The organism is Nannocystis pusilla (assembly GCF_020073745.1).
Taxonomy (GTDB): domain Bacteria; phylum Myxococcota_A; class Polyangia; order Nannocystales; family Nannocystaceae; genus Nannocystis; species Nannocystis radixulma.
Map to the genome: position 1 here is coordinate 44,489 of NZ_JAIRAU010000028.1, position 26,230 is coordinate 70,718.

Annotated in this window: 15 protein-coding genes; 8 read left to right on the top strand and 7 right to left on the bottom strand. The window is 73.3% G+C overall.

What is annotated here, in order from left to right; genetic code table 11:
- Positions 1-77: 77 nt before the first annotated feature.
- Both K7C98_RS21775 and K7C98_RS21780 read left to right on the top strand, forming a co-directional pair.
- Entirely contained in the window at positions 78-944 is an 867-nt protein-coding gene (locus K7C98_RS21775) for a hypothetical protein (RefSeq protein ID WP_224193645.1), read from the top strand.
- A gap of 63 nt (positions 945-1,007) precedes the next feature.
- Positions 1,008-2,018, top strand: a complete 1,011-nt coding sequence (locus K7C98_RS21780; RefSeq protein WP_224193646.1) for a DUF2804 domain-containing protein — start codon at positions 1,008-1,010, stop codon at positions 2,016-2,018.
- Between the two features lie 21 nt (positions 2,019-2,039).
- On the opposite strand, the gene K7C98_RS21785 is transcribed toward K7C98_RS21780, so the two are convergent.
- The 4 genes from K7C98_RS21785 to K7C98_RS21800 all read right to left on the bottom strand — a co-directional run bounded on the left by K7C98_RS21785 (position 2,040) and on the right by K7C98_RS21800 (position 10,286).
- The gene (locus tag K7C98_RS21785) at positions 2,040-4,676 is read right to left on the bottom strand and encodes a hypothetical protein (protein WP_224193647.1); all 2,637 of its coding nucleotides are present in this window, start codon (positions 4,674-4,676) and stop codon (positions 2,040-2,042) included.
- 551 nt (positions 4,677-5,227) lie between these two features.
- Positions 5,228-7,942, bottom strand: a complete 2,715-nt coding sequence (locus tag K7C98_RS21790; RefSeq protein WP_224193648.1) for a serine/threonine-protein kinase — start codon at positions 7,940-7,942, stop codon at positions 5,228-5,230.
- Between the two features lie 480 nt (positions 7,943-8,422).
- Positions 8,423-8,986 (bottom strand): hypothetical protein, encoded by a 564-nt coding sequence (locus tag K7C98_RS21795; RefSeq protein WP_224193649.1) that lies wholly within the window; start codon positions 8,984-8,986, stop codon positions 8,423-8,425.
- Between the two features lie 592 nt (positions 8,987-9,578).
- Positions 9,579-10,286: a hypothetical protein gene (locus K7C98_RS21800; protein ID WP_224193650.1), complete on the bottom strand. Its 708-nt coding sequence runs from the start codon at positions 10,284-10,286 to the stop codon at positions 9,579-9,581.
- Between the two features lie 432 nt (positions 10,287-10,718).
- Between K7C98_RS21800 and K7C98_RS21805 the strand changes: the two genes are divergently transcribed.
- Both K7C98_RS21805 and K7C98_RS44940 read left to right on the top strand, forming a co-directional pair.
- On the top strand, positions 10,719-13,016 hold the full coding sequence (locus K7C98_RS21805; RefSeq protein WP_224193651.1) for a membrane dipeptidase: 2,298 nt from the start codon (positions 10,719-10,721) through the stop codon (positions 13,014-13,016).
- A gap of 341 nt (positions 13,017-13,357) precedes the next feature.
- Positions 13,358-15,595, top strand: coding sequence for a redoxin domain-containing protein (locus tag K7C98_RS44940; RefSeq protein ID WP_224193652.1), 2,238 nt, complete (start codon positions 13,358-13,360; stop codon positions 15,593-15,595).
- Between the two features lie 52 nt (positions 15,596-15,647).
- Here the strand turns inward: K7C98_RS44940 and K7C98_RS21815 are convergent, their stop codons facing one another.
- Entirely contained in the window at positions 15,648-16,130 is a 483-nt protein-coding gene (locus K7C98_RS21815) for a tetratricopeptide repeat protein (protein ID WP_224193653.1), read from the bottom strand.
- A 110-nt stretch (positions 16,131-16,240) separates the two neighbouring features.
- Between K7C98_RS21815 and K7C98_RS21820 the strand changes: the two genes are divergently transcribed.
- Both K7C98_RS21820 and K7C98_RS21825 read left to right on the top strand, forming a co-directional pair.
- Complete coding sequence (locus K7C98_RS21820) at positions 16,241-17,536, top strand: FG-GAP repeat domain-containing protein (protein WP_224193654.1); 1,296 nt, start codon at positions 16,241-16,243, stop codon at positions 17,534-17,536.
- A gap of 252 nt (positions 17,537-17,788) precedes the next feature.
- A complete protein-coding gene (locus K7C98_RS21825) occupies positions 17,789-18,775 on the top strand; it encodes a WD40/YVTN/BNR-like repeat-containing protein (RefSeq protein ID WP_224193655.1) in 987 nt (328 codons plus the stop codon).
- A gap of 136 nt (positions 18,776-18,911) precedes the next feature.
- Here the strand turns inward: K7C98_RS21825 and K7C98_RS21830 are convergent, their stop codons facing one another.
- A complete protein-coding gene (locus K7C98_RS21830; protein ID WP_224193656.1) occupies positions 18,912-21,845 on the bottom strand; it encodes a serine/threonine-protein kinase in 2,934 nt (977 codons plus the stop codon).
- 709 nt (positions 21,846-22,554) lie between these two features.
- Entirely contained in the window at positions 22,555-23,076 is a 522-nt protein-coding gene (locus K7C98_RS21835) for a nuclear transport factor 2 family protein (protein WP_224193657.1), read from the bottom strand.
- A 713-nt stretch (positions 23,077-23,789) separates the two neighbouring features.
- Between K7C98_RS21835 and K7C98_RS21840 the strand changes: the two genes are divergently transcribed.
- Positions 23,790-24,308, top strand: coding sequence for a hypothetical protein (locus K7C98_RS21840; protein ID WP_224193658.1), 519 nt, complete (start codon positions 23,790-23,792; stop codon positions 24,306-24,308).
- 436 nt (positions 24,309-24,744) lie between these two features.
- Positions 24,745-26,085, top strand: coding sequence for a sensor histidine kinase (locus K7C98_RS21845; protein ID WP_224193659.1), 1,341 nt, complete (start codon positions 24,745-24,747; stop codon positions 26,083-26,085).
- The last annotated feature ends 145 nt before the right edge of the window (positions 26,086-26,230 follow it).

Consider the following 26,230-nt stretch of genomic DNA (forward strand, 5'->3'; position numbering starts at 1 on the left):
TCGTCGAGGAATTGCGGCCGCGGACCCTGGAGCAGTACGCCGCCGAGGACCGCCGCGAGATCGGCGAATTCGCGGCCGTGTTCCCCAACCACCACGCCGTGGTGGAGACGCTGCCGATCCCGACCCAGGAGGCGATCGAGAGCGACGGCGTATCGTTCTGCTGGTGCCCGATCGACGACGCCGTCCGCGAGGCGGGTCCGTTGACCCGACGTGTCCTCGAGGCCATGAATGCGCACGTCGGCGGCGGCAAGCGGCACGTCTATATCGACTCCAAGATCCAGTACTTCGCGCGCGGCGACGTGCCCGTCGACAGCCAGCACTGGCACGTCGACGGCTCGATCGTCGCCCGCGACGAGCGGGCGCGGCGGCTGGGCCACGCGCTCCTCCACGACATGAGGGCGCGGCTCCAGGCGCCCGCGGCGGGGCCGAGGTACCTCGCCTACCAGTCCTCCGGGCACTGCGCCACGCTGTTCGCCGCCGCACCGGTGACGCTGACGCTGCCCGAGCTGATCCCCAACTTCGACGAGCTCGATCGGCGCGTGCGCGCGCTCGCTCCCCCGGCCATGGCGCAGCCTCCCGCGTCGATCGTCCGCTTCGACGGCCTCTCCCTCCACCGGGCGGGCCGCGCTCGAGCGCTGCCCGAAGGACCTCTACGGCCAGCCCGAACCGGCGTGCGCCACCGCCGCCCGCGACCGGGCCGATCGGCAGACCGCCCACTGTCGGTTTGTGCTCAACGCCGCGTTCTCCTCCATCGCCCGGCCGTGACGGCAATCGTGACCTCGATGCGCTGTTATGAAAGACATGTCTATTCGAGCATGATTATATCAACATACCTTCTTCAGCATGTTCCATCGTTTATGTCCAATCGGACAGCCGATGGCCTCACCGCGCCTGGGCAGGACCGGCTCCGGCGAGGTCGCCTATCATCCGCCCATGCCGTGTGACCTCGTCGCGTCCCACGCCCGCGGCGCGGCGAGCCCGTCGACAATGTCGTGAGGAGCCGGTGCATGAGCAACGTCATCGAACGAGAGATCGTCGCCGCGGTCGAGCTCTGCCGGCCCGACGGGACCCTGAACCCCGCCGCGATCGGCTGGTCGCGGAGACCGCTGCTGCGCACCCGCCTGCCGCGGGGCCTCGGCGCGTGGGGCCGCAACAAGCGCTGGGAGTACTGGGGCATCACCACGCCGACGCACGTGGTCGCCCTGACCGTGTCCTCGCTCGACTACGCGGCCCTGCATCAGGTGTGGCTGCTCGACCGGGTCCGGCGGACGGCGATCGACGAGGTCGCGATCGTGCCGTTCGCCGCCGGCGTCGAGCTGCCCGAGAGCCTCGGCGACGGCCCGACGCGGGCTCGCGGTCGGCGGCTGAGCATCACCATCGACGCGGACGAGCGCGGCGCCGTGCTCACGGCGAGGACCCCGCGCGTCGCCGTCGACCTGCAGATCGATCGACCCCCCGGGCACGAGTGCCTCGCCGTCGTCGTGCCGTGGAGCGCGCGGCGCTATCAATATACGGTGAAGGACCTGGCGCTGCCGGCCAGCGGGCGGCTCGTGGTCGACGGCGAGGAGATCATCGTACCCGCGGGCGACAGCTGGGCCGTGCTCGACCACGGCCGCGGGCGCTGGCCGTATGCGATGACCTGGAACTGGGGCGTCGGCTCCGGTCGCGTGGCCGGGCAGATCGTCGGCCTGCAGGTCGGCGGCAAGTGGACCGACGGCACCGGGTCGACCGAGAACGCCCTGTTCGTCGCCGGCCAGGCCCACAAGCTCGGCGAGGCGCTGGTCTGGGACTACGATCGCCGCGACTTCACCGCGCCGTGGCGGGTCCGCGGCGAGCGTGCCGACCTGTCCTTCGAGCCATATTATGAACGCGCGGCGCGGACCGACCTCGGGCTGCTGTTCAACGAGACGCACCAGTGCTTCGGCACCTGGAGCGGCTGGGTCGCCGACGACCACGGCCAGCGCGTCCGCGTCGACGGCCTCGAGGGCTGGGCGGAAGAAGTACGCAATCGCTGGTGAGCGACCCGTCGCGACCGCGAATCACGCCAGCGTGGTGGCGACCTCGACCAATACGTCGCACGCCTGGACGAGCGCCGGCGCGCCGCCCAGCTCCTGCAGCGTGTCGAGGAACACCCCGCCGAGCCGGCCCTTGAGCGGCGGCAGCACCTCGCGCGACTCGTCGAGCGACCGGCCCAGCCAGCGCGCCCACAGCGGCACGCGCTCCTCGGCCGGCAGGCAGCGCGAGGCCAGGCACGCCGCCTCGAGCTCCTCGGCCGGCGGCGACGCTTCGGCCAGCAGATCCTTGACGACCTCGCGCACGCGCGCCACGGCCAGCGGCCCCTCGAGGTCCGCGCTCTCGAACAGCACGAGCAGGAGGCGACGCCGCGTCGCGCCGCGCGTGCCCCGGTGGATCGCCGCGGTCCACGGCGTCAGCGAGGCGCCGGCCGGCAGCGACCCGATCACGGCCGCGAGCGCCGCGGCGCGGCTGTCCTCGTCGCCGAGCATGCTGACGCGCGCCAGCAATTCGCCGGCGACGTCGGGCCGCACGATGACCTCGGAGCCGCCGAGCTCGCGCGCGAACGCCTGCACGTAGAGGAGGCGGTGCCGGTCCGTCGTGAGCGCGGTGTCCACCGGGCCGATCGCGCTCTCGCCCCGGCGCGCCGACAGACCCGCCATGCGACCGAGCTCGCGCGCGCCGGCCTCGCCGTCGTGGATCCCGCGGATCATCGCCACGGCCTCCCCGCAGTGACCGAGCTCGAGCAGCCGCCCGGCCAGCTCGCTCACCAGCTCGAGCCGCTCCTCGTGCGGGTCGTCCTGCCGCAAGACCCACGCGACGACGCGCCGGACCTGCCCCGGCTCGAGCACGCCCGCGTGGCCGGACAGCGTCTCCAGCGGCAGCGGCGGGTGGGCCATCTCGATCGCGTCCAGCCCGCGGTCGACCACCGCGCTCCGCTCGGGCTCGTCGAGCACCTTCGCGTATTGCAGCAACAATTCGCCGGGCACCTGCCCGTTGCGCCGCTCCTCGGCCTCGATCCGCTCGTTCCACAACTCGCGATCGAGCGCCCACACCGGGAAGCTCAGGATCTCCTCGGACAGCGCGAACTCGGTCCCCTGCACGCGGCGGTAGAGGTCGCGCAGCTTCTCGTCGTCTTGCCTGAACAGCGACTTGAGGTCGGCCCAGCGGGCGTCGCGATCGCGCAGCTCGAACGCCGCGTAGAGGAGGCGATCGGCGTCTTGCTGCGATGCTGCCCCCCTCGCCGCGAGCGTCGCCCGGCTCTCCTCGTCGGGCTCCTGACCCAGCGCCTCGGCCGCCCTCGCGCGCGTGCCGGGCGGCAGCGCGTCGAGGCACGCGGCCCCTCGCAGGAGCACGGCCCCGCGCTCCGACTCCGGCAGCCGCCGGGCCCAGGCCCGCAGGACGTCGACGAAGGCGCCGTGGGCGTACCCGGGGCCAGGCGGGTCGTCGATGAACGGCTGCTCGCGCAGCAACGCTGCCACGCGACCGCCGTGATCGGCCGCCGGCAACAGCAGCCGCGCCTCGAACTCGGCGCTCCAGTGGCCCTCGCAGGCGGCGAGCACCACCCCGGCTGCGGCGCTGCGCCCCGGCTCCGGCGCGCCGTGGGCCAGCTCGAGCAACGAGGACCACCCCGATTCGCCGAGCCCCGCCGCCACGTACTCCGCCAGCAGCGGCGCGAGGTCACGACCCGGGTCGTTGCAGGCCAGCCGGATGCGGGCCTGCAGCGCCTGCCCCGGCGGCATGCCCTCGACCGCCTCGGGCCACAGACTGGCCGGCACGCCCACGCTGAGGAAATGCAGGAAATACGGCCAGCGGGTGAGGCCTCGCCGCACGAGCGCGAGCCAGCGGCGCGAGTCCGCCGGCGTCACGTACGGGCCGAGGAAACGCAGGTGCACGCACAAGTACTCGAGGTCGCGACCTTCCGCCTCCTCCGCGGCCTGAAACGCGCGCTCGAGCTCGGCGTCGACCCACGCGCGCAGGTCGAGCCCGCCGTCGCCGACCGGCACGGCGAAGCGCCGCGCGAGCGCGGCTCGCTCCTCGGCGGAGCAGGCCGCGAGCAGCCCGCGCAACAGGCGGAGCTGCTCGAGCCGTCCGCCCAGCTCGAGCAGGCCCGCGTGCACTTCGGCCAGCGCCTCCTCTCGCCTCGCGGCGGTGAGCGCCGGCAGCAGCTCGACGAGCAACCGGCTGCGCGTGGGCTCGGGGGCCCGGCGGGCCTGCGCCAGCGCCTGGTCCTGCCAATCGTCGCCGGCGGCCGTCCGCAGCGCCGGGCCGAGCTCCCGGTCGTCCAGGAATATCTCCTCGCCCCACCCCAGCCGCTGCAGCGCCTCGCGCAAGGCCGCCGGCGGCAGTCGGCGCCACACGTGGCGCAGCACCTCGTGATAGCCGTGGCCCCCTGCCGCGTGCGCCAGCGCCTCCTCGGCGGTGGTCCGGCCCGTCATCACCATCAACGCCAGCAAGCCGCCGTCGACGCGTCGCGTCTGCACCCAGCGCAGGTGCCCGAGCACCAGCCCCTCGCGGAGCCGTCGCAGCAGCTGCGCGACCGGCTCCGCGTCACCCGCGGTCGCCATGGCCGCCACGACCTCGGCCTCGGCCTGTCGCAGCAGATCCAGGCGCAACGGATCGCCGCGGTACTCTCGCCAGAGCTCGCCGATGTCGCGCTGCACCGCACGATTTCATCACCGGACGCCCACGAGATCAACCGGACGCCGGGCGACGCGTGCGCGGCCGCATTGTCGCCTGCGCAAGATCGCTCACGGTGCTGAAATCGACGTACCGGCCCCGCCGGAGACGCCCGGGAACGTGTCGGGGAAATTCTCGCGCGCGCGTCGGCGTATCGGAGGTCTGCGGCGTGCCGTGCGGTTCGAGCGCGGCGCGACGCAGCGGCGAATTCGGCGATCCGCCGCTCGCGCGCGCGAGGCCGTGAACGCCGCGGAGCGTGCGCGAGCCGCAGCGCCGCGCGGGGCGATGATTCGCCCGCTCCCATCAATGACGGCAGTGTACGCCCCTGGACGAGTCGCGAGGTGCGAGGCCGGCAGGCCGCGCACGACCTCACGCCGCGCGCAGTGAACGGCGCCGCGGCCGGCGAGCGCGCGCCCGTGTGCGACGAATGGCCACCACGCGCCGCCGCGGCATCTTCACCCCGGACACGCCCGCCGCGAATCGCGGCCTCGTGATCGAATCACAACATGCACTTCAGAACATGTCCGAAGAGACATTAATCGGTCTCGGCCAGCCACGCGTCGATCTGGGCCCGGTCGGCCGCGGCGCCGAGCGCCGTCAATTCCTCCGCGGCGGCGAGGGCGAGCGCGCGGGCCTCGGCGCGGGTCGCCTTCTTGAGCCAGCGGGCGCGCGCCAGGGCGAAGCGGGCCTTGGCCGCGTCGCGCGGGCGTTCGTTGGCGGCGAACAGCTGCTCGGCGCGCTCGAACCGGCGGGTGGCCTCGGCGGCCCGGCCGCGGATCAGGGCGATCTCGCCGAGGCCGGTGATGGCCCAGGCGTTGTCGAGGTGGTCGAGCCCGCGGGAGGCCTCGAGGATCCCGAGCGCGCGGGTGTAGAAGCGCTGGGCCTTCTCGAGGTCGCGACGCTCGAGGTGCAGGTCGCCGAGGCTGAGCAGCGCGAACGCCACCTCGGGGTGCTCGGAGCCCAGCGCCTTGGCCGTGCTGACCGCCGCCCGCTCGAGCAGCTCGAGCGCCTTGGCCGCCTCGCCGCGGGCCAGGTACACGTTGCCGAGGTCCTGCTGGGCCCACGCCGCCTCGACGCTCTCGGGTCCGGCGGTCTGCTCGCGGATCGCCAGCGCCCGCAGGCTGTAGCGCTCGGCGTCGTCGAGGGCGTCGCGGCTGAGGGACACGCGCGCCAGGTTGCCGAGCGCGAGCGCCACGTCCGGGTGCTCGGGGCCGAGGATCCGCTCGAACGTGGCCAGCGCGCGCTCGTAGCTGAGGCGCGCGTCGTCGAGGCGGTCGCGGCGCGAGTACACGTTGCCGAGGTTGTTGAGCGTGCCGGCGATCGCCAGGTCGTCGGCCCCGAGCTCGCGCATGTCGATCTCGAGCATCTTCTGCAGCAGCCGCTCGGCCTCGTCGAGCTGGCCGCGGTCGAGGTTCAGCAGCGCGAGCACGTTGAGCGTCGGGGTCCCGCGGGTCGACTCGGCGTCGCCCTGCGCGACCACCATCGCCTGCGCCAGCTTGCCCCACCGCGCGCCCTCCTCGTGGCGCGCCTGCCGGACCCCGACCACGTCGGTCAGGTTGGTGACGATGCCGGCGAGCAGCGCGTCCTGGCCGGTCTCCGCCGCCAGCACCATCGCCTCCTCGAGCCAGACCCGCGCCAGCTCGAGGTCCCCGGTGTCCCCGGCGAAGCGGGCCGCGTCGAAGCGGGCCAGCGCCGCGAGCGGACGCCAGCCGAGCGTATCTGCCTCTTCGACCAGGTGACGGATCTCCGCCAGGCCCTCCTTGAAGCGCCCGGTCGCGCCGAGCGTGCGGACCTGTCGCAGCGCCTGGCGCATGCGCAGCACCTCGGCGCGCAGCTGCTCGTCGGCCGGCGGCGGCGGCTGACGGGCGAGGTACGCCGGATCGACGCACGGCCCCGGCAGCGGCAGCGCCGACGCGGCCACGATCGCGTGCTGGATCGCTCGCCCGTCGATCGCGGCGAAGCGCCCCAGCGTGCTCTCGAGCGACGAGCGCGTCTCCACCAGGCACTCGTCGGCGCGCGCCACCAGCTCCGGCGTCCAGCGGGCGTCGATGTGCGGCAGCATGCACAGCTTCGAGCGCGCCGCGGCCCAGTCGGCGGCGAAGCGCTCGACGAACGCCGTCGCGCGCGCGAAGGTCCGCCCCCCGCCGTCCGGGTCGGTGGCGACGAACGCGGCCTCGATCCCGGGCCGCGCCGCCTCCCACTGCGTCACGACCTCCTGCCCCGCCGCGTGGCACGCGTCGGCCTGCCACTGCGCGCGCCAGCCGTCGTACACCCGGCTGCCCGCGATCACGCCCGCGACCCCGAGCAGCGCCGCCGCGGCGAAGCGCCGCCGCCGGCGCGGCGTCCCGCTCTCGAGCTCGGCCAGCAGCGCCGCCATCGACGGCCAGCGCTGCGCCGGGTCGCCGCTCATCCCGCGCTCGAGCACCTGGCGCAGCCACGACGGCACCTTCGCCCCCGCCGGCGGCTCGCGCCGGCGGTTGCCGAGGATCGCCGCGCGAAAGTCCTCGGTGGTCTTGCCGGCGTACGGCCGCTCGCCGTAGACCCCCTCCCACAGCGCCACGCAGAACGCGAACTGGTCGGTGCGCGCGTCGACGGCCTCGCCGTTCCAGTGCTCCGGCGCCATGTAGGCCGGCGTGCCCATCAGCGAGCCGGCCTCGGTCACGCCGCTCCACAGCACCGCCGTCGCCGACCGCATCACCGTGTTCTCCTCCGGGCTGCGCGTCGCCAGCTCGCCGCGGGCCAGCCCGAAGTCCATCACGCGCACGCGGCCGTCCTTGCCGATCATCGCGTTGAGCGGCTTGAAGTCGCGGTGCACCAGGCCCGCGCTGTGGGCCGCCGCCAGCCCGCGCCCGGCCTGCAGGTACACGCCGACGATCTCGCGCAGCCCGTGCTGCTTGACCCACGCGTGCAGCGTCGAGCCCGACACGTACTCCATCGCCAGGAACAGGGTGTCCGCGTACTCGCCGACCTCGTAGACCTGGACGACGTTGGGGTGCGACAGCAGCGCGAGCGCCTGCGCCTCGCGCCGCATGCGGTCGCGCTCCTCGGCCCCGCCGCTGCCGCGCAGCAGCTTGATCGCCACCCGGCGGTTCAGGTCGGCGTCGTAGCCGAGCAGCACGCGCCCCTGCGCCCCGGCGCCGAGCCGCCCCAGCACGTGAAAACGACCGATCCGTCGCGGCAGGTCGCTGTCGCGGTCGTCCCGCGGCGGGGCCTCCACGCGGGTCTTGTCGTCCTGCGGCGCGCCGGGCATTGCTCGCTGCCGGCCACAGGATAACCGGGTCGGTCGGCCCGCGGATCGCTCCTCGGCAACCTCCCCGCGCGGACGCCCCCCGACCTGCGATCGCAGCACGGGGCCAGCCCGACCGCCCTGCGGCCCCCGTGCAAGCCGGATCGCAACCGCACCGGCGGGTTCGCGCTCCACTCGCGCCACATCGCGTCCCACGGCGAGCGCTCGACGACGGCGACGCGATGCAGTGCGTCGTCGGTGCGCGTGACGGGGATTCGTCCGGCGCCGGAGCCCTCGCTGCCGACCTCCCCGGCGAACAGCACGCGGTCGATGAATTTCGGCCACGGCCAGGGCGAGCCGGCCGGCAGATCCTCGGGCAAGAGGACGCGCGGCCTCACCCGGCGCGTGCGGCCCTGCCGGACCCCGCGCGCCGTGCTCCCTGAAGATCAGGCCACCAGACCTTCAGAGCATGTCCCTTCAGACATTCATCACAGTGCGCCGCGCTCACGAGCCCGGCGCGCTGCTCGGGGGCGGCGTCGCGGCCACGCGCGCCACCTGCTCGCAGTTGAGCTCGCACGTCGCCCGGTCGGTCGGGCGCACCCCCTCCTGCAGGTGGCACGACTGCAGGCACGACGCGAGCTCGTCGAGCACCTGGCTCGACGGGGCCGAGGCGGCTCCGCTCGCCGTCGTCTTGCACTCCGACAGGCACGTCTCGGTCGGGCCGTCGGCCCCCTGACAGCGGCTCAGGCAGCTCGCCGCGCGGGCGATCGCGTCGTCGGCCTGCGCCGTGGCGGCGCTGCCACGGGCCTCCGCGCCGTAGGCCGTCTCACAGTTGAGCCGGCAGGTCGTGCGGTCGGTCCGGCTGGCTGCCGACCCGTCGCACGAGCTCAGGCACTCGGACAGGCTGCCGACCTGCCCCGAGACCGCCGGCGTCTCGCCCGGCGACTTGTCGGCGCGCACTGCCGCCCCGGCGGTCTTCGTCGCGACCGCGCCGCCCTTGGCGGGTACCAGCGTGTCGCACCCCACCGCCAGCACGAGGGTGAAGAACAGGGTCGTCGCGTGATTCATGGCGTCATTCCTTTGCCTCGTGTCCTGCATATCACTCGACCGGCGATCGCGGCGGCCGGCCGGCCGAATCACCGGTCAAGCGACAATGTCGCTTGCGAGACTGCGATGATTCGGCGGACCGGCCGTCACGGCGCAGAAGGCGCAAACCGCGACCGAACGCAGCCGTGACCCCTCTGCCGCCGAGACCGGTCCTCCTCACCCGACCTGGAAGACGCCCCCGAAAGCTCGCCCACCGCGCCGATGGCCCGCCCGACGACATCGATCATACCGGATTCATGTCGCACACCGCCTGTATGCATCGAGACGCCTGGTCGCCCGTCAGGAGTGCGAACACCCCTCGACCGCCGATCGAAGATCCGCAGCCGAAACCACCGGTCGAAGATCCGCGGCCCGAGCCGCCGCCGAAGATCGAGCCGCCCGCGCCGGAGCGACCGCCGGAGATCGATCCGCCGCCCAGGACCCCGCCGAAGATCGATCCGCCCCCGGGCAAGCCGGACATCCGCGACCCGCCGCCCGGGCAGGACGCGCTGGCCTGCCGCGCGCTGTCCGATCGATGTCTCTGGCGACATGTCCTCGCAGACAGCCGCCGACATCACCCGTCGACCGGCACGTCGCCCCAGTGGCCGGCCATCGACCACGCCTCGCCCGCCGACTCGTCCGCGCGGGCCTCGTGAAGCACCGCGATCCAGCCGCGCGGCGCGGCGCCGAACTCGGCGTACACCTCGCCCGATGAACCCGCCCGGGTCGGCCGGAGCCCGCCGCGCAACTCCTCGAACGCGAAGGGCACGCGGATCCACGGCACACCCGGCCGCTCCGCGCCGAACACGAGGTCGCCGGCGAACTCGTCCTGCAGCGCCGCGTCGCTGGTCGTGATCGACAGGCGAACCGGCACGTACAGGCTCGCTCCGCAGGCGCTGGCCTGTTCGGTGCTCCCGACCTGCTCGGTGACGACGTGGCGGACCTCCCCCGCCGCGCGCTCGACCGCCACCGCCACCATCAGCATCGCCCCGGGGTCGCCGTTCGTCGGGTTCTGCCCGTCGGGCGTCAGGTCCCAGGTGAACGCGCCCGTGTGCGCCATCGCCAGCCCCAGCACCTCCGACGCGCTCGTGCCCTGCGGCGACTTCTCCGCGTCGGCGAGGGTCCTCGTCTCGACCACCCGGCACTCGCTCGTGTCGGCGCAACCCGCCCCCGCGGACGCCAGCACGACTGCGGCGACGGCCGTGATTCGCCGCAGCATCACCGGCCGGCCAATGTCGACATGCTCGCGCGGCTCCGCGGTCGGGCGCTGACGATCACGCACCTCGCGATCTTACGCCACCGCGCGGCCGACCTGCGACCTCCGCGATCCTCCGATCCAGCCCCGGTGGACGAAGGGGGGCCAGAGCCCACTGGGTCCGCGACATGCTACCGCGGCGGGCTGCGAGATCTGCCCCGTGCCTGCGGCGACTCGCAGTTCCGTCGTTCGCGACCCGTGCGCGCTGGCGACCCCTCGATGTCGTCTGCGCGCCCACTGGCCTGAACGCGCCTTCATCCCCCGCGACGATCGGCGCTCCACGCCCTCGTCCATCCCCTTACCGGACGAAGAGAGTCGAATGGCAACAGTGCCGGGCGCACCTCGGTCTGCGTGCCCGGCCGCATGATCCGACCTCACGGGCTGCAGCGACCGGCGCTCACCCTGTCTGGCCGCCGTCGGATATAGTCGACGACCGTGCGGATAGCCTGCTTCGTTCCCTTGACCCTCGCTGCTCTCACTGGTTGCCCCTCCGATCCTGCCGCCGGCACCGAGAGCGGCACGCAGGATACGACCAGCGAGAGCGGCGTGACGACCACCGACACCGCGGGCACCGTGCCGACGACGAGCACCGGCGACGAGCCCACCGGGACCACCGGCGAGCCGCCGACGCTCGACACCTACAGCTTCGCCAACGGCTGCTACTCGCTGCGCAGCGGCGACGTCTATCTCGCCGCCGGCGGCGACGCGTTCTCGTTCGGCGCCGACAAGGCCGGGGCCGCGCGCTTCTTCATGAAGGCCGCCGACCTCGGCACCTACCTCCTCTACGACCAGGACGGCGGCTATCTCGTCGCCGAGGACGGCCCGCTGGTGCGCCAGACCACGCTCGTCTCGGACGTCACGCTGATCGACGACACCTACGTCTCGGGCGCCGAGTGGACGCTCGAGACCTCGGTGGTCGACTGGTCGCAGTACCAGCTGCGCAACCGGCGGAACGACCAGTTGCTCGGCAGCGACGCGCTCGCGGCCGAGGGCGTGCCCGTCACCTTCGAGCCGGCCGAGGGCTGCACCTCGCCCCCCGAGCTCACCCTCGACGCCGCCGGCCAGGTCACCCGCACCATGTTCGACGACGGCGATCTCTACGGCATCGTCGACACCCACTCGCACATCCACTCGAACTACGCGTTCGGCGGCGGCGGCCTGTTCCACGGCGGCGCCTACCACCGCCTCGGCGTCGCGCACGCCCTGCCCGACTGCTCGATCTCCCACGGCGAGATGGGGCGCAAGGACTTCTTCGGCTACATCTTCGACGCCTCCGGCAACGAGGAGGCCGACCTCGCCAGCCTCCTGCCCGACCTCGTCGCCAAGCAATTGAGCGAGGACAACCACGCCACCGCCGGCTGGCCCGAGTTCACCGAGTGGCCCGACGGCCCGCGGCGCTCGACGCATCAGACCCAGTACTGGGTGTGGCTGCAGCGGGCCTACCTCGCCGGCCTGCGCCTGGTCGTCCAGCACGCCACGACCAACGCGATCATCTGCGACTTCATGATCGGCGAGGGCATCCAGAACAGCCGCTACGGCTGCGACGACATGACCGCGGTCGACCGCATCATCGACGAGACCTACGCCATGGAGCGCTACATCGACGCGCAGTCGGGCGGGCCGGGGCTCGGCTGGTTCCGCGTCGTGCACACCCCGGCCGAGGCGCGCGAGGTGATCGCCGGCGGCAAGCTGGCGGTGGTCCTCGGCATCGAGACCTCCAACCTGTTCGACTGCAAGCTCACCCCGGGCGCCGGCGACCCGACCTGCGACGAGGCCTATGTCGAGGCCCAGCTCGACCATTACTACGACCTCGGCGTGCGGGCGCTCTTCCCGGTCCACAAGTACGACAACAAGTTCTCGCCCGGCGACGGCGACCGCGCCTTCATCGAGCTCGGCAACTTCGCCAACAGCGGCCACTGGTCCAACTTCACGCTCGACTGCCCGGACCCGCAGGTGGGCGGGTTCGACAGCGGCAACGTCAACTTCGGCGGCCTCAACATGCCGCGCGACGTCTACGACTCCGCCCCGCCGAACGACAACAGCAAGTTCCCGACCGCCCCGCTCACCACCACCACCATGTACCTCGGCCAGATCCTCGAGCCCGCGCTCGAGGGCGCCTACTGCCAGAACGCCACCCTCACCGCGCTCGGCGAGCACATGATCCGGCAGATGATGGCGCGCGGCATGCTCATCGAGGTCGACCACCTGCCGCAGTGGTCCTACGTGCGCGCCTACGAGATGCTGCAGGAGGCCGACTACCCGGCCGTCGGCAGCCACGGGCGCAACAACAACGGCCTGATCTACGAGCTCGGCGGCACCTCGGCCACCGGCTTCCCCCACTGCCGCACCGACGTGCCCGGCTCCACGGTGCAGGGCTTCAAGGACAAGATCCAGCTCATCATGGACAACGGCGGCTACCCGGCCGAGGGCTTCGGCTTCGACCTCAACGGCTTCGCCGGCGCCCGCCGCCCGCGCTTCGGCGACGGCGCCTGCCCGACCCCGCAGACCGACCCCGTCACCTACCCCTTCTCGTCCTTCGGCGGCGACATCGAATTCACCCAGCCGGTCGTCGGCAACCGCCAGCTCGACTTCAACACCGAGGGCCTCACCCACATCGGCCTGCTGCCCGAGCTGATCGAGGACGCCCGCCGCGACGCCGTCGACGAGGCCGACCTCGAGCCGCTGTTCCGCTCGGCAGAGGGCTACATCCGCACGTGGGAGCGCGCCGAGGCTCGCGCCGCCGAGCTCGGCCGCTGAGGCCGCGTCACGAATTCGACTCGCATCATTCGCGCCCCCAAGCGGATGATGCGACAGTCGCGATCCCGCGATACGCCCTTCAGGACATGTTGAAAAAGACATGAGGCCCGACCAGCCGACGCGCCAGCGTTCAGGTTCGGCCCGATGGCCGCCGGACCCCCCATGCACGAAAGTCGTCCGGCGCAGGCCCGATCGGCTCGTGGCGCGTTCGGCCGGCGCGACGAGTAGACATGTCCAGCCCGCACCGCTCTCGACGACCCTCCCCTCGCCCTCTGATTTGGACCGCAGGCCTGGCCCTGCTCCTCAGCGCCGCCGCCGGCTGCGAGCGCCGCGGCGGACCCGTGATCCTCGCCCGCGCGCAGGCGCCGGCCGCCGCGGAAGATCCGGCCGAAACGGCCGCGGTCAAGCAGGTGCGCCGCGGCTACCTGGGCCGCGATTGGTCGGGGTGCGCGCAGGACGGGGCGGCCCTGCGGGCGAAATACCCCGACAGCGCGCGGCTCCAGGCGTGGACCATCCTGTGCGACGCCCGCGCGGGAGGCGACGCGCTCGCGCAGGCGGAGGCGATGCTGGCCGAACGGCCAGATGACCCGTGGGCCCTGTTCGCCCGCGCCGGCGCGCTGCTCGACCACCCGTCGCGCGGCAAGCAGGAGGCCATCCCGGCGGCGCGGGCGGCGATGGCGGCCCTCGACGAGCACCCCGACGCGGTGTGGCAGCTCGGCCGGGCGCTGATCGTCCACGCGCCGCGCGTCGAGACGTTGCAATTCTTCGGCGAGCGCGGCGGCGCGACCCCCGATCTGCTGGCGCTCGAGCTGGCGTTCCTGATCCAGTCGTCGGAGGCGACCGAGGCGCAGGTGCTCGAGCTGGCCGCGAAGACCCGGGCCGCCGACCCGACCAACGTCGACGCCGACTACGCCGCGGCGGTGTGGCTGATGAACCGCCGCCGCGCCGACCAGGCGGGCCCGTTGCTGGTCCGCGCGCTCGAGCATTCGCCGCACGCGACGGCGCTCCACACCCAGCTGTGGGAGGCGCTGCTGCAGGCGAGCGATCCGGCCGCGACCGGCGACGGCAAGGCGACCGCGGTCGAGGCTCCCCTGGTGCGCGAGCGCGACGACGACGCCGATCCGTCGCCGTCGTGGGAGGCGCTGCTGCAGGCGAGCCGGCGCGGGCCGGAGGCGCGGCGGGCGACGCTCGACGCCGCGGTGGCGTCGCTGCTGCGCGCGCGCCCGGACTCGCCGGGGGCGTTGAAGGCGGCAGCGGACGTGTACGAGACGCTCGCGCCCGAGCTGCACGCGAAGTACGAGGCCGAGCTCCTCGAGCGCTTCCCCGACAGCCGCACTGCGGAGAGACTCCGAAACGAGCAGATTTACCGGCTGACGCGGGCACGCCACGAACGCCAGACGAAGAACACGCCCGACCCCGCCGCCGACGCGCTGCTGGCGGAGCGGATCGACACGCTGCTGCGCGAGCGACCGCCGACGCTGCCGCCCCTGCGCGCCGAGCTGTACATGGAGCGGTACTTCCTGCTGAAGGACGACCCGAAGGCCGCGCCGGAGCTGCTGCTGTCGACGGTGCAGGCCTGGGTCGAGGTCGAGCAGCGCAACTTCCACATCCTGGCCGACGCGGCGCTCGCGCTCGCCGAGCGCACCCCGTACAAGCGCGAGGCCGAGGCGGTCCTCCGGCGGACGATGACGCAGGCCGAGGCGATGCTGCGCGAGGACCGGGCGCAGGGGTTCCCGCAGGAGATCGTCGACGAGAACGCGAACTGGTTCGAGGGCCAGCTGAGCAGCGCGCTGGGCTCCGTGCTGCTCGCGCAGGGCCGGCGCGACGAGGCCCGCGAGCCGTTCGCGCGGGTCCAGGCGCTGACGAAGAAATCACCGGACGCGATGGTGCGGCTGGCCGCCTTCGCCGAGGCCGAGGGGCGGATCGCGGACGCCGAGCTGCTGCTGGTCGAGGGCCTCGCCCTGTGGCGCGGCGAGAAGTCGTGCGAGGAGGCGCTGCGCGGGCTCTACCGCCGCCAGCACGGCAGCGAACGCGGCTACGCCCGCCACCGCGCTCGCCTCGAGGACGGCGCCCGGGCCCAGCGGCGCGCGCAGGTGCTGGCGACCGCGCTCGCCGAGCCGAAGCCGCTGCCGCCGTTCTCGCTGCCGCGCCTCGGCGACGAGGAGCTGCGCAGCGAGGCGCTGCGCGGCCGCGTCGCGGTTCTCAACCTGTGGACGACGTGGTGCACCCCGTGCGTGAGCGAGATGCCGGCGCTGCAGCAGCTCGCCGACGCGTACGCGAAGGACCCCGACGTCGCCATCCTGACGATCAACGCCGAGCCGCGCACCGACGAGCTCGCGGCGTGGCTGGCCGAGCACGAGTTCGACCTCGAGGTGCTGCTCGGCGCGCGCTGGGCGACGGACAACGGCTACAACACCCTGCCGACGACGCTGTTCCTCGACCGCGAGGGCCAGGTCGTGTTCTCGCACGAGGGCGCGTCGGAGCGGCTGGTCGAGGAGTTCACCTGGCGCATCGAGGCGCTCCGCGACAAGAACAGCCCGACGCGGCGGCCGCAGGTCGAGCGGCCGGCGTCGGGATAAATATCCACACATTCACGGGACCGCGTCGGAGCGGCCGCTCGCGTCGAGGACCTCAGCGTCGGACCATCTCGCGCTGATACCCGGTCAACGCGCGCTCGTACCCGTCGAACGCGTCCGGCCGCGCGACCGCGAGCGTACAACCGAGCAAGGCCGCGAGCGCCTCGTGCGAACGACCGGCGGCGTCGAGGGCCAGGGCGAGGAAGGCCGCGAAGGGCGGATAATCCGGGTCCTGCGCGACCGCCTCGGCGAACACCGCGATCGCATCGGCGTGGCGGCCGACGTTTCGCAGGGTCGAGCCGAGGCCGACCGTGAAGGGCCGGCGCTCGCTCGCCGGCACCCCGAGGCGGCGGGCAGCCTCGTAATGGACGATCGCGCGCTGCTCCTCGCCGGCCCGGTCGAGGCCGTACGCCGCCTCGAGCTGGGCCGCGACGTCGGCCGGTGTCGCCGCGACCAGCGCGCACGCGGCCGCGCGGTGCTCCTCGTGCCGCCCGGCCAGGCGCAGCGCCTGTACTCTCGTGACCTCGTCGTCGCTCACCGATCTCTCCTCGTCCGCGTCGGACAATTTCCGCGACCGGCGGCGGCCGTCAAGCCGCGTGACATCTGATACCCTGGCTTCCCACGGGGACGCGCCCCGAGAGACACGACATGCAGCGACTCCACGGCATCCTTCGGCTCTCCTGGTGTGTCCTCGCCGGCGCGTGTGGCCCGGGTCCGGGCGGAGACACCGACCCGACGACCGACTCGCCGGCGACGACGACGACGAGCACGACCTCGTCCGCGAGCGACACCGACCCGACCACCGGCCCCGTCATCACCGGCACCGACACGACGAGCCCCGCGACGAGCACCTCGACCACCGGCGCGTCGGACACCGCCGATTCGAGCACCACGGAGGACAGCACCACCGCCGGCCCTGACGGCCTCCCGCTGTGTGGATTCGCCGACCTGCCGATCCGCGGCCTCGCCGGCCAGGCGTTCGTCGCCGGCGACTTCGACGGCGACGGCGCCGTCGACCTGGCGGTCAAGCCCGACGGCGGGAACGCGCAGCTGCGCATCAACACCGGCAGCGGCGTCGCCTTCACCGCCGGGGACGTGCACGACATCTCCAACGGCGGCAAGATGGCGACCGGCGACTTCGACGGCGACGGCCGCCTCGACCTGCTGCACTACGACTTCTCGATCGCCGAGCAGATCCAGCTGCAGCTCAACCTCGGGGCCGAGCTCGGCGCGCCGCAGTCGATCCCGCTGGACGCGCTCTTCTACACGCTCCGCGTCGCCGACGTCGACGGCGACGGCGACAGCGACGTGAGCTTCGGCGGCCGCCACTCCGACCCGGTCCGCGTGCTGCTCGCCGACGCCGGCACGCTGACCGAGGCGCATCAGCTGCCGGTGTCCGCGTGCTACGCGACCGGCAGCGACTGGGCCGACTTCGACGGCGACGGCGACCTCGACTTCGCGGTCATCGGCGACTGCAACGCGGTCCTCGGCACCCCGCCGATCGCCGTGCACCTGCGCGAGGGCGACGGCTACGTCGCGCTCCCCGACGTCGGTCAGGCCGACGCGGGGGACCCGTCGGTGCTCGCGGCCGGCGACTTCGACGGCGACGGCGTGATCGACATCGTCACCCAGGGCTTTCATCAAATGCCCCACTTCGACCGCCACCGCGGCCTCGGCGACGCGGCCTTCGACGCGCGCGAGGCGTTCGACGTGCCGGTCGACCGGTGGGTCCGCGAGGCGCTCGACGTCGACGCCGACGGCCTCACCGACCTCCTCGCCGACGGCGACGGCGCGGTCGTCCTCTATCGCAGCACCGGCCCGGGCTTCGAGCCGTGCTTCGTCGGCGCCGGCGACCTCGTCGCCGCGGCCGACTTCGACGGCGACGGCCGCACCGACGTCATCGTCAAGGACGGCCAGACCTTCACGCTCGCGCAGGCGCAGTAGCCCGCGACCCGTCGTGCCTCCGGCCCCTCGCGCCTCACTGCGCCGGGACCACCGGGGTGGTGCTCGAAGGCGACGAGCGCGAGTTCGTACGCCGCGATCATTGCACGTACTCCGCCGCGCCCGCTCGGCGCGACGCGACGACGGCCGGCCATCACCCCGCCGCTTTTTGCCCGCCCGGGCAATTCGCGACATGGATACAAGTTACTCCACGCGGGTGCGGCTCCCCACCCGAGCCCCCGGCGAGACACGACGATGCAGCCCTCCCCCCGCTCCCCGCTCCGTTCGACCGCCACCCTCACGCTCGCGCTCGCGTCGGGCGCGGCGGCGGCCCTGCCGGGGTCGACCGCCTGTTCGCGCTGCGATCTGTACTACTACCCGCTCGAGCTGAGCCTCGAGGAGAGCCCGGTCGACGTCGACCTGTTCGCCGTCGCCGCGGCGAAGGAGGTCGCGCTCGCGGTCGGCGAGTCCGGCACGATCCTGCGGCGGTTCGACAGCGCCTGGACGGCGCAGACGAGCGGCACCGAGGCGGCGCTGCGCGGGGTCGAGGTCACCGGGTCGGGGGTCGCGCTCGCGGTCGGCGACGGCGGCACGATCCTGCGCTCGGCCGACGCCGGCGTCACCTGGGCGGCCGTCGACGCCGGCGTCACCGCCGGGCTGGCAGCCGTGCGCTGCCGCAAGGACGGCACGTGCGTCGCCGTCGGCGACGACACGCTGCTCGTCAGCCTCGACGTCGGCGCGACCTGGGCCACCCCCGGGGCCGCGCCGCCCGAGCCCGGCGCCCTCCGGGCCGTCGCCATCGACCCGTGGGCCTACCATTCGTTCATCGCGGTCGGGCTCGCCGGCACGGTCGTCATCAGCGACGACGGACGCACCTGGACGTCGGTGCCCGGCAGCACCGCCGACTACGCCGCCGTGACCGGCAGCGGCAGCGACTGGGCGCTCGCCGGGGCCGGCGGCGCGCTGTTCATCCTCGTCAACGGCGAGTTCTTCGACGAGTCGCTGTTCGACGACGCCGCCGTCACCGGGATGTCGCGCGACGGCCAGTGGATGGTCCGCGACGACGGCTCGCTGAGGCACGGCGAGCCGCTGTGGCAGGAAGGGGCCAACGTGCTCGATGACGCGGCCAGGCGCCCGTTGTTCGCCGTCGCCGCGATCGGCGACCAGGCGATCGTCGTCGGCGCCGGCGGGCTCGTCGGCCGCGCCCGCGTCGCCGACGGGATGGAGTGCGTCCCCCACTGAGACGAACGCCGCCCGCGAGGCGCGACTCCGAATACACACACATGTCTCAAGAGACATGTATCGTGATAACGGACGCGAGCCGCGATTGCCGCACCGATCGGCGGTCATGAGCATTCACCGGCGGGCGACGCACGCGTCACCCCGCCGGGTGCTGCGCCAGCCACTCGCGGACCCGGCTCGCCGCCGCGACGGTCGCGGCGAGCGCCGCGTACGTCTCGCCGGCCTGCTCGGCGAGGACGCGGGCGCGGGCGCGGTCGGCGTCCCACAGCGCCCGGGCCAGGGCGAAGCGGGCCTCGGCGAGCTCCTCGGGCTGGACCTGCGCCGCCTCGCGGAGGGCCAGGGCGCGGGCCAGCGGGCCGAGGGCCTCGGCGGCGCGGCCGAGCGCGAGCAGGGCGTCGCCGGAGCCGATCAGCGGGTGCGCGAGGTTGGGGTGGTCCGGGCCGAGGACGCGCTCCTGGATCGCCAGGGCGCGGGCGAACAGCCGCAGCGCCTCGTCGTGCCGGCCGGTGGCGTGGGCGACGAGGCCGAGGCCGGAGATGCTGCTGGCGGTAAACGGGTGATTCTCGCCGAACTTGTGCTCGTAGATGGCGAGCGCGCGGCCGAGGAGCCGGCCCGACTCGGCGTGATCGCCGGTGTCGAAGCGGACGGTCGCGAGGTTGTGCAGCGTGTCGGCGACCTGCGGGTGGTCGGCGCCGAGGGCCTTCTCCTGGATCGCCAGGGCGCGCAGGAACAGCCGCGTGGCCTCGTCGTAGTCGCCGGCGGCCTCGCGCACGAGCGCGAGGTTGCAGAGGGTGGTGGCGACGAGCGGGTGATCCGCGCCGAGGCCGGCCTCGCGCAGCGCGAGGGCGCGGGTGAGGACCGTGACCGCCTCGTCGTAGGCGCCGACGGCCTCGTGGACCAGGGCGAGGTTGTTGAGGCTGGCGGCCACCTGCGGGTGCGATTCGCCGAACACCTGCTCGTAGATCGCCAGCGAGCGGGCGTAGAGGCCGGCGGCATCGTCCATGGCGCCGGCGGCGAAGCGCACGCTCGCGAGGTTGTTGAGGCTGTCGGCGACGCGCGGGTGGCCCTCGCCGAGGCCCGCCTCGCGGGCCGCGAGGACGCGGGCGTACAGCCGGGCGGCCTCGCCGACCTCGCCGGCGACGTAGTGGACGCCGGCGAGGTGGCTGTCGAGGTCGGCCTGCTCGAGCGGGTGGGCGCCCGCGAGCAGCGCCAGCTGGGTCCGAGCCGACTCGGCCCACACCTTGCCCTCGGCGTGGCGGGCGGAGCGGTAGCCGACGACGTACACCAGATCGGTGCTGGCCTGGAGCGCCAGGCGGGCGGAGCGGGCCTCGCGGGCCGCGGCGAGGGCCCGCCGCAAGCCGGCCTCGGCGGCCTCGTAGACCCCCGTCTGCTCGGCCAGCGCGGCGACGCGGAGCTCGGCCTGGGCGACGAGGGGCGGCCAGCCGAGGGCCGTGGCGGCGTACAGGGCCTCGCGCGCGACCGGCAGGCCCTCGGCGTAGCGGCCGGCGGCGGCGAGCGACGCGGCCCGGGCCAGGCCCTGGCGCACCGCGGCGATCCGGCCGCGCTCCACGGAGCGCATCAGCGGTCGCTCGCGCAGGTGCGCCGGATCGACGCAGGCCTCGGCCGGCGCGAGCGCGGCGGCGGCCCGCGTGGCCTCGGGGAGCGCCTTCGCGTCGGCCCGCGCCAGCTCGCCGACGAGCGCCGCGAAGTTGCCGCGCGCCTCGGCCAGGCAGTCGACGGCGCGGGCGTACAGCTCGCCGTCCCAGCCGCCGTCGATCCGGTGCGCGCGGCAGGCGGTGCCGGCCACGTCCTGCCACCCGGCGGCCCAGCGGTCGAACCACGGCGCGGTGCGGGCGAAGATCGTCGCCGCATGGGGCGCGCCGGTGGCGAGGAACGCCTGCTCGAGCCCCGCTCGCGCCGCCTCGTTCCAGTCGGCGCGGACCGCCGCGGCCTCGGCCTCGCAGGCGGCGATCGTGCGCCGCTCCGCGACCTCCCACGCGCCGGCCCCGGCGAGCGTGACGGCCAACAGACCGGCGACGGCGGCGAGGGCCCGGCGGCGCGGCGTGGGATCGGCCCGCAACGCCCGCAGCAGGGCCCGCAGGTCGGGGAAGCGGGCGGCGGGGTCGCGCGCCAGCCCGCGTTCGAGCACCCGGCGCAGCCACGGCGGGACCTTGTTGCGCGGCGGCGGGGTCAGGACGCCGGCGGTGACGCTGGCCATCAGCGTCGTCAGGTCGTCGCCCGCGAACGGCCGCTGGCCGAACAGCGCCTCCCAGGCGGTCGCGCACAGGGCGAACTGGTCGGAGCGGGCGTCGCCGCCCTCGCCGAGGAACTGCTCCGGCGCCATGAAGGCCGGCGTGCCCATCACGGCCCCGGTCCGCGTGAGCGCCACCGACGACATCCCGGCCCCGCGCGGGACCGCGGCCGGCCGCAGCGTCGGGCCCTCGGCGCGCGCGAGCCCGAAGTCCATCAGCCGCACGCGCCCGTCGACGCCGACCATGATGTTGTCCGGCTTGATGTCGCGATGGACCAGGCCCTTGGCGTGCGCCGCGGCCAGGCCCTCGCCGGCCGCCAGCAGGACCCCGAGGATCTCCCGCCACGAGCGCGGCGCCGCGGCCAGCCAGGCGCCGAGGGTCTGGCCCTCGACGAATTCCATCGCCAGGTAGACCCGCTCCTCGAAGGTCCCCACGTCGTGGACCGCGACCACGTTGGGGTGATCGAGGCGGGCCAGCGCCTGGGCCTCGCGCAGCAGCCGGACCTGCGCGTCTCCCGGAGCGCCGCCCGCGGCGTGGTTCAGCAGCTTGACCGCGACCTTGCGGTCGAGCAGGTCGTCGTAGCAGGCGTAGACCACCCCCATGGCCCCCTTGCCGACCTGGCCCAGCATGGTGAAGCGGCCGATCCGCAGCGGTCCGGCGCGACGGGGGAACAGCGCCTGCTTCACGAGCTGCTTGTCGAGCGACGTGCCCGCGGCCGGCGGAGCCGCCGCCGCCAGGTCGAACTGCCCGGACTGCGCCGATCTCGCCTGCCCGGGCACGGCCAGGGTGGCGTCCAGGCTGTCGTACTCGCCACTCATCGGCCGGAGGATCAGTGTCGACGGGCGCCCGGTCAATTGCTGGAATTCGCCGGGCGGCGCCGCCGCAGCGCGGGCGAAGTCACACGGGCCCGCGGCCGAGGTCGTGCGCCAGCGTCGGCGAGCGCGGATCGGCGGCCGCCTCGGGGAGATGTTTTTTTCGAGCATGTCCTTCGAGACAGCCGGAGCCGATGCCCCGCCCGACGGCCGCAGCGCGGCTTCAGGACGTGTGCGGAGCGCCGGCAGCGGCAATTTCATGTCCTTCAGAGCATGTCTGACGAGACTGCCGGAACGAATGCCCCGCTTTACGGCCGCAGCGCGGGCCCCAGGTGCGCGGAGCGCCGGCGGCCGCAATGACATGTCCTTCAGAGCATGTCCTTCGAGACAGTAGGAGCGAATGCTCCGCCCTACGGCCGCAGCGCCGGCCCCAGGTGCGCGGAGCGCCGGTGTCGCAATGAGATTTCATTCAGAGCATGTCCGTCGAGACAGCCGGAGCCGATGCTTCGCCCGACAATCACAGCGTGGGCTTCAGGACGTGCGCCGAGCGCCGGCGTCGCAATGAGATGTCCTTCAGAGCATATCCATCGCGACAGCCGGAGCGGACGTCCCGCCCGACGGCCACAGCGCGGGCCGCCAAACCGTCCTCGTGCACACGCGCGCCGGCAGCCGCGTCGACATGTCTGTTGGAGACATTTCAGCGAGCCGGCGGCGATCAGGCGTCGGGGTGGCGCTCGTGCAAGAAGCGCAGGTCCCCGGCCGCGGCGACCTGATGCAGCGACGTGATCGGGACCACGACCTCCTGGCCGGGCGTCGTCTGCAGCACCACCGGGTTGCCGCCGGCCCAGGTGATCCGGCTGATCCGGTGCTGGATCCACCATTTCCCGTGGACCTTGACCAGCCGGTCGTCGTAGTAGCCCTGGCCCTCCCAGAAGTCGCCGCCGGGCGTGCCGGGTTTGATGAGGCGGAAATGCCCGTAGGTGACCGCGAACCCCTCGTTGCCCCGGAATTCCCACACCGTGTTCGTCATCGTGTGCTGCGTCCCGCTGTAGACCGCGTGGATGACCGCGAACACCTGCTTGAACGTGGCGAGGCCGGTCCACACCGCGCCCTCGCCGTAGTCGGCGATCACGTCGTCGGTGAACACCTCGTCGAACAGGTCCCACTGCAGCGTGTCGATCGCCAGGGCGTAGAGGTTGACCAGGTTCAGGATCGTCTCAGCTTCGTTCTTTGCCATGTATCGTCCTCTCGCGGGCCGTATTGCGGGCGAACAACGAGCGCACCGGGCCGCGACGCGACAACCTATCACGGCAGGCGGACCCCGCCGGGCGGCTCGCCGCGGGGCGTTCGAGGCTTCTCGCACTGGCCGACGTCGCCCGGGTCGGTCGCGGATCATGATCGGCCCGAGTCGCCGCGCGGACTGTCGACTCGGTGCAATCACGCGCGCGGGTGCGGCCGTCCGCTCGGCGCGAATCGGCGGGCCCGCGGCCGTCCGTCCGGTCGCCGCCTCGGCGCGGCTGGCGGCCTGGGACCGCGCGCCGCCGGCGGACCATGACGATGGATCGGACGTCGATCCGCGGCGCCGGGCGATCGCGGCGGCGCGGGCCCCCGTCGACCGCGGCCTGTGACCGAGCCGCCTCGACGGCGGACTGTGGCGAATGCATGGACCGCGATCGGCGAGCCCGGCGCCGGCCGTCGCGTGGACGCGGCCCGCGCCGCGCCGGCGAGAGCGACCTCGGCGGGCTGCTCGCGCTCGCTGCATGTGCATCGAACGCCGCGCGCGTCGTCTGCGCTGCCGCGATTGTGCGCAGGGCATTCGATCGATATCGCGCCACCTGCCAATTCCGCGAGCGCCGTTCCTCGCGCTCTCGCGGCGATCGGACGCGTCATGTCGTCACTGGGGTGATTTTTTCGCGTGACCTCCCGGGCGCGAAAGGTCAGGGAACGGGCATGCGTACCGCGCACTCAACCCTCGCCTGGATCGCACTCACGCTTGCCGCCTGCCTCGCCTGCGATCAAGATCCGGTCGACCTGCGAAAGTCCGAGCTCCCTGAATTCATCCCCTGCCAGGGGCCTTACGACCTGCAATGCCCCGAAGGGCTGGTCTGCGTCGACGACGGGGGCGACGACTGCGACTTCGAGGACGGCGACGATTGTCCCGGCCATTGCCAGCCGAGCGACCCCGTCCCGTGCGGCGGGATCGCCGGCTTCGCCTGTCCCGGCGGACAGCTCTGCCTCGACGACCCCGGCGACGACTGCGACCCCGCGAACGGCGGCGCCGACTGCCTGGGCATCTGCCAGCCGCCGCCGCTGGTCCACTGCGGCGGGGGCCTCGGGTTCGGCTGCCCGAACGGACAGATCTGCGTCGACGACCCGTACGACGACTGCGACCCCGCCCACGACGACTTCGGCTGCATCGGCGTGTGCGAGCCGATGCCGGTCCTCGGCGGTCCTACGGGCGAGCGCTGAGCGCCGGGTGTCATCATTCGTCCGCGCCGCGCCCCAACCACGTCTTCGAGAGCGGGACCGACAGGCCGGCGGCCCCCCGCGCCCGCAGCGCTCGCCGCCGTGCATGCGCCGAAGCGCGCCAGCGGCCGCGGCCATCACGCCGGCGCCGGTCCGCCGCGACCGGCCTGGCAATGCTCCGACGCCCCCGTCGAGGATTGTAGGCACCGCGACGACGGCTCGCGTCCTCGCCGCCGCCCGCAGCGCTGTCTTCGAAAGCGGAGGCGGCGCGGACAACGCCGGGCAATGTCGGCAGTGTGCCGCGGTAGCCGGGGCGGTGGGCTTCGAGCCGCGAATGATCGGCAGTGTCCTCGCGGCAGGTATCGTGGCACTCTCTCCTCCGGAGATGCCCGATCCTCCCTCCTCCGGCTCCTCACCGCTGCTGCGGAGGCTTCTGGCCGTGCGGAGCCTGGACGACGACGTCGTGCGTCGCGCGCGCTCCTTCATCGCGCTGTGCATCACGTTCGCAGCAATCACCGCACTGTTGGCGATCCCGATCGCGCTCGCGGACCCTGCCGGCGACCTGGCGATGAGCCTCGTCGTGCTCACCGCGGCGATCGGCAATTACACGTTGGGGGCGTTCCTCGCGCGGCGCGGATGGGTCGATCTGGCCGGCGTCCTCGTCGGCGCGAACCTCAGCCTGAGCGTCGCCTGCGCCATCCTATTCCGCTTCCGCGAACTCAACGACGGCATTTGGTTCATGGCGCTGGGCGTGATCATCTCCGGGCTCGCGCTGCGGCCGCGGTGGATCTGGGGGATGCTCGCGCTCAACCTGGGCCTCACCAGCCTGATGCTCGCGTTCGTCCCGGCGAATGCGCAGGGTGCGTATCACAACTTCGGCAAGATCATGATCCTCGACGCCTTGCTCGTGACCGTGGCGATCGCGGCGTTCATCGACGCCACGCGCAGCCGGGACCTGTTTCGCCGCCAGGGCCGCGTGGTCGAGGAGCTGAAGGTCGCCCGCACCCGCGCCGAGCTGGCCAACAACGCCAAGAGCGTGTTCCTCGCCAACATGTCGCACGAGCTGCGGACCCCGCTCAACGCCATCATCGGCTTCTCCGAGATGCTGCAGGAGGACGCCGACGACCCGGGCGTGCGCGCGGACCTCGCCAGGATCCACGGCGCCGGCCATCACTTGCTCGCGATCATCAGCGATATCCTCGACCTGTCGAAGGTCGAGGTCGGCAAGTTCGAGGTGCGCGCGGAGTGGTTCGACCTCGCGGAATTCTTCGCCCGCCTGCGCGGGCTCGTCACCCCGCTCGCCGCCGGGAATCACAACACCTTCGTGCTCGACAGCAGGGTCGACGGCGCGGCCTTCACCGACGAGGTCCGGCTGCGCCAGGCCCTGCTCAACCTGCTCGGCAATGCCTGCAAATTCACCGAGCGCGGCTCGATGAGCTTGACGGTGGGCGAGCGCGTCGTCGGCGGCGAGGTCGTGCTCGAATTCCAGATCGCCGACACCGGCATCGGGATCTCGGCGGATGACCTCGACCGGATCTTCCTGCCCTTCGTGCAGGTCGACGACTCACCGACGCGTCGTCAGGGCGGCACGGGCCTCGGTCTCACCCTCACCCGCGAGATCGTGGTGCTGCTCGGCGGCACCATCGCGGTCGACAGCGCCATCGGCGAGGGCACCACCTTCACCGTCGTGGTCCCCCGCCGCTGGTCGCGCTCCGCTCCTGCCTCACCGCGCGGCGAAGACGTCTCGACCCGGCTGGCGGCGCCGGTGACCACGACGTGACGATCGCGCCGCGAGCGTCGAACGCCGCCGCGCAAAGGATGCAGGAGGGCCCGCCGGCGAGGCATCGCGCTCGGAACCGCGCCCTCCTCGAGCGTGACGGCCGGGGGGCCCGGCGGCTTTGGGGCGCCGGGGAGGCCACGCGAGA

Bases quoted from the DNA above. Each gene is read 5' to 3' on its own strand.
- K7C98_RS21790 (WP_224193648.1), bottom strand. From the start codon at position 7,942: ATGCCCGGCGCGCCGCAGGACGACAAGACCCGCGTGGAGGCCCCGCCG.
- K7C98_RS21780 (WP_224193646.1), top strand. From the start codon at position 1,008: ATGAGCAACGTCATCGAACGAGAGATCGTCGCCGCGGTCGAGCTCTGC.
- K7C98_RS21840 (WP_224193658.1), top strand. From the start codon at position 23,790: ATGCGTACCGCGCACTCAACCCTCGCCTGGATCGCACTCACGCTTGCC.
- K7C98_RS21830 (WP_224193656.1), bottom strand. From the start codon at position 21,845: ATGAGTGGCGAGTACGACAGCCTGGACGCCACCCTGGCCGTGCCCGGG.
- K7C98_RS21835 (WP_224193657.1), bottom strand. From the start codon at position 23,076: ATGGCAAAGAACGAAGCTGAGACGATCCTGAACCTGGTCAACCTCTAC.
- K7C98_RS21825 (WP_224193655.1), top strand. From the start codon at position 17,789: ATGCAGCCCTCCCCCCGCTCCCCGCTCCGTTCGACCGCCACCCTCACG.
- K7C98_RS21795 (WP_224193649.1), bottom strand. From the start codon at position 8,986: ATGAATCACGCGACGACCCTGTTCTTCACCCTCGTGCTGGCGGTGGGG.
- K7C98_RS21820 (WP_224193654.1), top strand. From the start codon at position 16,241: ATGCAGCGACTCCACGGCATCCTTCGGCTCTCCTGGTGTGTCCTCGCC.